General features: G+C 74.3%; 3 protein-coding genes and 2 pseudogenes. All 5 read right to left on the bottom strand.

Annotated elements, in window-relative coordinates; translation table 11 throughout:
- Positions 1-158: 158 nt before the first annotated feature.
- Positions 159-965: a DUF6643 family protein gene (locus ABD308_RS01150; RefSeq protein WP_344323896.1), complete on the bottom strand. Its 807-nt coding sequence runs from the start codon at positions 963-965 to the stop codon at positions 159-161.
- A 489-nt stretch (positions 966-1,454) separates the two neighbouring features.
- Positions 1,455-1,880 (bottom strand): annotated as a pseudogene (gene mscL / locus ABD308_RS01155) (large conductance mechanosensitive channel protein MscL); the annotation flags it as partial.
- Between the two features lie 139 nt (positions 1,881-2,019).
- Positions 2,020-3,222 carry a DegT/DnrJ/EryC1/StrS family aminotransferase gene (locus ABD308_RS01160; protein ID WP_344323929.1) on the bottom strand — a complete coding sequence of 401 codons (1,203 nt, stop codon included), beginning with the start codon at positions 3,220-3,222 and terminating at the stop codon, positions 2,020-2,022.
- A complete protein-coding gene (locus ABD308_RS01165; RefSeq protein ID WP_344323941.1) occupies positions 3,219-4,727 on the bottom strand; it encodes a hypothetical protein in 1,509 nt (502 codons plus the stop codon). Before ABD308_RS01165 ends, ABD308_RS01160 begins: the two co-directional genes overlap by 4 nt.
- Positions 4,728-4,774: 47 nt before the next feature.
- Positions 4,775-5,302: pseudogene (locus ABD308_RS01170) on the bottom strand (GNAT family N-acetyltransferase); the annotation flags it as partial.

Consider the following 5,302-nt stretch of genomic DNA (forward strand, 5'->3'; position numbering starts at 1 on the left):
GGAACGCCGGGTGGGGTGGCGTTCCGGGCGGTCCGTGGATGACCCGTTTCTCCGTACGCCCGGCGGATGTGGGTGCGCCGGGTGGTGCTAGGTCCTCGCCGAGGACCCGGGTGGTGCGGGTTCGGGCCGGGTGGGGCCGGCCCGGGGACGCGGTGGGCTCAGTAGCCCTGGGCCTGCGGCTGGTAGCCCCCCTGCTGGAACTGGCCGGGCTCGCCGTACGGGCCGGGCCGCTGGGGCTGCATCGGGCGGACCGGGGCGACCGGGGTGACCGCCGGGCGCAGCTGGGCGCCGCCGAAGGACTGGTCACCGGAGCCGCCGAAGCCACCGGGCTGGGCGCCGTGGCCGGTGAAGGCCTGCGGACCGCCGAAGGACTGCGGGCCGTGCGGCTGGCCGGCCGTGCCCTGCGGACCGGACGGGCCGCCGGGCGGCTGCGCGCCGAAGGTCTGCGGGCCGCCGTGGCCGCCGACGAAGGTGTTCTGGCCGCCGAAGCTCTGGCCGCCGGACGGCTGGTACCCGCCGGTGGAGGCCTGGGTGAAGGCCGGGGGCGGCGTCTGCGGGCGCTGGCCGGGCAGGTACGGCTGCGGGCCGCCATACCCGGGGACCGGGGGCTGCGGCGCGGCGGCGTACGCGGGCGCGGGCTGCGCCGGGATGTACGCCGTGGCCGGGCCGGAGGAGGACGGCGCGCTGCTCGGGCCGGGGCCCAGGGCGAGGCGGGCGGGCGGCAGGGCGGGGAGGTTGCCGCCGGGACTGTCGTACCCGGTGCCGTACCGGTTGTTCTCGTAGGACGGGCCGGAGAGGCCGGATCCGTAACCGGTCGACAGGGCCGGCGGCAGGGCGGCCGGCACGTTGATGGGCGCGATCTGCGGGACACCGCGCTCTGCGACGAGGCTGTCGTAGATGGGCGTGCCGGAGGAGAAGGACGGAGAGGGGTAGCCGACTCCGTCGTAGGAGCGGGGCGAGGTCATGGGGCATACGGTAAGCCCACAACGCGGCTGCTGAGGAGACTGGGAGGCGGAGCAGTTCGAGTGTTTACACAAGCTTCGCCCGAACAAAGGTTTCGAAAGTAGGAAGAACGGACATTCTGGCGGCTAGTTCCGGCCACCGTTACGGTCGGCCCGGCGGCTCGAACGGCGCTCGGACGAGGACGGCGAAGATCCGTGCGGTGACGGGGCGGTGGACGGTTCGGGGACCGTCGAAGAAACTTCTTCGGGCGGGGCGCGCACCGGCGCATTCGAGCCCCCGTCGGGGGCGCGACGGGGGCTCGTGAATGTTTGGGGAATAAAGTCCCCGTCAGGCCCGATATGGGCTCAGCGCGCCGACGCGGGCTGCTGCTCGTCGGACGTCGCGGCGGACTTCTCGTCGGACGTCACGGCGGAGTCCGTGACCGACGGTCCGGCGGGCTTCCCGGCGCCCTGCTCCGCGTCCGGCTCGGCCGGCCGCTCGACGGGTCCGCGCTGGGCGGGGAAGCCCGGTCGGCCAGCCACCTCGGTGGTGCAGAAGGAGCAGCGCACCGCCGCGGCCGGGATCGCGCTCAGGCACTCCGGGCAGTCCGCCTTGGCGGCCGGGGCCGGCTTGCCGCCCTCCAGCCGCGCCTGGAGCCGGCCGACCGGCACCACCACGACGAAGTAGATCACCGCGGCGACCAGCACGAAGCCGATCAGCGCGTTGACGAAGACCCCGTACGGGAACCGGGTGCCGGCCACGTCGAAGGTCTTCTGGGTGAAGTCGCCGACCGCGCCGGTCGCGACCCCGACCAACGGCGTCAGGAACGCCGTGACGAACCCGGTGACCACGGCCGTGAAGGCCGCGCCGATCACGATGCCGACCGCCAGGTCGACCACGTTTCCACGCAGCAGGAAGCTGCGGAATCCCTTGAACACCGGGAACTCCAAACACGTACGGGGGAGGGTGGGACGGGACCGCGGGCCCTGGCCGGACATCCTGCCGACCGGGTGGGCCCGCGGTCCAACCGGTGTCACCCGATCCGCGTAACGGGACCGCGCTCCGACCCCGGCCGGGTCAGGCGGCGCGCAGACGCTCCGCGTACGGCTGGATCCGGACCACCGCGTCCGCGATCCGGCGCACGGTGGCCGCGTCCATCTGCGACCAGAGCGGCACGGTGAGCACCGACTCGGCGAGCCGGTCGGTGAGCGGCAGCGACTCCGCCTGGCCGAGGTGGGCGTAGGCCCGCTGGCGCTGCACCGGCGGGTGGAAGTAGCGGCGCGAGTCGATGCCCTCCGCCCGCAGCGCGTCGGCGAGTTGGCGGGAGGTGAGGCCGAACGCGGCGGCGTCCAGGATGAGCGTGAGGTCCTTGAAGGTGGAGGTGTCGCCCTCCTCCGGCAGGGCCAGGCGCAGCCCGGGCAGCCCGGCGGTGACGGCGGCGAACTCCTTGACCAGCGCGCTCCGGTGGGCCACCCGCTCGGGCAGGCCGGCCAGCCAGTTGAGGCCGACGGCGGCGTGCAGCTCGCTCATCCGGGCGTTCAGGCCGGGGAACAGCGTGTCGTAGTCGCCCGGGTTGCCGTAGTCGCGGGCGGTGCGCAGCCGGCGCGCGAGGTCGGCGTCACGGGTGGCGACCAGGCCGCCCTCGCCGGCCACCACCACCTTGGTCGGGCTCAGCGAGAACACCTCGGCGTAGCCGAACGTGCCGATCGGCACGCCCCTGCGGCGGCTGCCGAAGCCGTGCGCGGAGTCGTAGACCAGCGGCACCCCGGCGGCGTCGGCGACCTCCTGGAGGCGCTCGACCTGGCAGGGCGTGCCGTAGACGTGGGTGGCCATCAGCGCGGCCGGGCGGTCGGCGGCGGCCAGCCGGGCGGCGGCGTCCTCGGGGTCGAGGGTGATGTCCTGCTCCCGGGCCTCGGCGAACACCGGGGTGCCGCCGGCCCAGTGCGCGGCGTGCGCGGTGGCGGAGAAGGTGAAGCCGGGCATCACCACCGGGCGGCGGTCGTCGACGCCGGCGGCCTGGAGGACCAGCATCAGTCCGGTGGTGCAGTTGGAGACCGCCACCACGTGCGGCACCTCCAGCAGTTCGGCCGCCGCCTCCTCCAGTTCGGCGACGGTGCGGCCGTTGGTGAGCTGTCCGCTGTCGAGCACGGTGCCCAGCCGCTCCAGCAGCGCGGCGCGGTCGGGCACCCGGACCCGGGTGAGCGGCAGCCCGTCGGGGAAGGCGGGTGTGCCTCCGAGGGCGGCGGGCAGGTCAAGGGTGTCGGTGGTGTCGGTGGTCATGGCGCGGTCGATCCCCCCTGGGACGGTGACGGTGACACGGTTGACGGCGGTGGCACGGCGAGTGGTGGCGCCTGGGACGGTGGCGCCTGGGACGGTGGCTCCGCGCGGCGGCGGGCACCCCACTGGCCGGGCGCGACCCGCCAGACCGGTGGCGGTCTGCGGGTGGCGGCGGCCCCGCGGGCGGCGGCGGCCGGGACCACCAGCAGCACCAGCGCGAGCGGCAGCACCTGGACCCGTTCGCGGGACAGGATGCCCATGTTGTTGATGGTCGAGAAGGCCCAGCAGAACAGCACCGTGTAGACGGCGGCGAAGGCCACGTAGGAGCGCTGCACGAACAGCCGGGGCAGCCGGCTCAGCCTGGGCCAGGCGCGGATGAACATCACCAGCAGCGCGAAGCACTCCACCGACTGGATGAGGTTCTGGATGTTGGACGCCTCGAACGGGAACGGCCGGAACAGCACGCTGATCACCGCGACCGGCAGACCCGCCGGGTTGAGGCTGAACTCCGGCGCGGCGTCCTCGGGCGCGGTCGGGTTGATCATCGAGTTGCCCTGGCTGGTGCGTCTGGAGGTCTCCGAGAGCACCTGGTTGACGGCGTCGCCGCCGGTCCCGTCGGTGCCGAAGAAGGTGGAGACCTGCTGGAGCATCAGCACCGCCATCGCGCCGAGCACCACGGCGGTCAGGATGGTGCGCAGCGGCCCCAGCGCGCTGACCTGCCGCGGCCGGCGGCGCAGCACGTAGGCGACCATCAGCCCGGCCCCGGCGAGCGCGGTGACGTGCGGGCGGACCATCGCGGTGCCCAGCGAGCCGAGCGCGATGCAGGCGAAGGCGCCGAACCGGCGGTCCAGCAGCCGCGCGGTGCCGTAGGTGGTCAGGCCCAGGCAGAACATCATCCAGGCGTCCTTGCCGATGCTGGAGGGCCAGAACAGCAGCGAGGGCAGGAAGAAGACCAGCTTGGCGTACTTGCGGGTGTCCGCCTCGGGGAAGGCGATCTGCAGCGCCCGCCAGAACAGCAGCAGGCCCCAGAAGCCCAGCCAGGAGAAGACCAGGAAGCCGCCGATCAGCGAGGGCCCGGTGATCGCGTAGACCACGCCGGTGACGATGATGATGAAGCCGGTGCCGGCCACCTTCATGCCCAGGTCGTAGTGGACGCCGCCGAGCAGGTCGGCCTGGCCGAGGTAGGCGGCGAGCTCACCGCCCTTCTGGTGGTACATCTTCGCGTCGGCCGCGCCGCCGTACAGCACGAAGGCCATCAGGTAGCGGGGGAACGAGCACAGCAGCTTGGCGGTCATCGCCAGCAGCAGCAGCCGGAAGACGTCCCGTTCGGGGTTGGCGGCGGCGACCCGGGCCAGGATCGGGGTGCCGATGGCCATCAGCGCCGGGAGGATCAGCAGCGCGCCCCAGGTGTCGTACGAGGTGTGCACCGAGGCGAGCACGAAGAGCGTGACGTAGCCGGTGACCAGGGCGGCGGCGACGGCGGACGGCCAGGGGACGCGTCTGCGCACCGCCGCCGCCGTTCCTGGCGAGCCCGGGCCCCTGGGCACCGCCGGCATCAGAACACCTCCAGGTCGCCGAGGCTGAACCGCCAGTCGGCGAGGGTGTGCGCGGTGGGGCCGGTCGGGGTGCGGGCGGCGAGCGTCATGCCGGTGCGCGGGGCGCGCAGGTAGCCGGTGCGCAGGGCGGCGTCGGCGGCCTCGGTGCCGGGGGAGAGGTGGGTGGCGACGTGGTCGCAGCCGCTGTCGTGGGCGGCGGCGCGCAGCAGCCGGGCGGCGCTGTCCCGGTCGCCGGGGCGCACGATCACGTCGGCGAGGGTGAACTCGGCGAGCGGGCCGCGCCGCCGGGGCCGGCCGATGGCCAGGCCGGTCAGCTCCTCGCCGCGCTGGACGGTGAGCACCCGGTAGTCCAGGCCGGGGGCGTCGCCGTAGCGCCAGCGCAGGAACTCCGGGGTGCGGTGGACGGCCAGCCGGGGGTCGGCGGCGTCGGCGGCGGCGCGCTCGCGCAGCAGTTCGGGGAGCCGGCCGTGTTCGCCCGCGCCCGCGTGGGCGTCCAGCCAGGCGGCGGCGGTGGGCAGCCGGCAGTC

It is taken from the genome of Kitasatospora putterlickiae, assembly GCF_039527695.1.
Lineage (GTDB): Bacteria > Actinomycetota > Actinomycetes > Streptomycetales > Streptomycetaceae > Kitasatospora > Kitasatospora putterlickiae.

Excerpts from the sequence above, each read along its gene's own strand:
- ABD308_RS01150 (WP_344323896.1), bottom strand. The coding sequence starts at position 965 with ATGACCTCGCCCCGCTCCTACGACGGAGTCGGCTACCCCTCTCCGTCC.
- ABD308_RS01160 (WP_344323929.1), bottom strand. The coding sequence starts at position 3,222 with ATGACCACCGACACCACCGACACCCTTGACCTGCCCGCCGCCCTCGGA.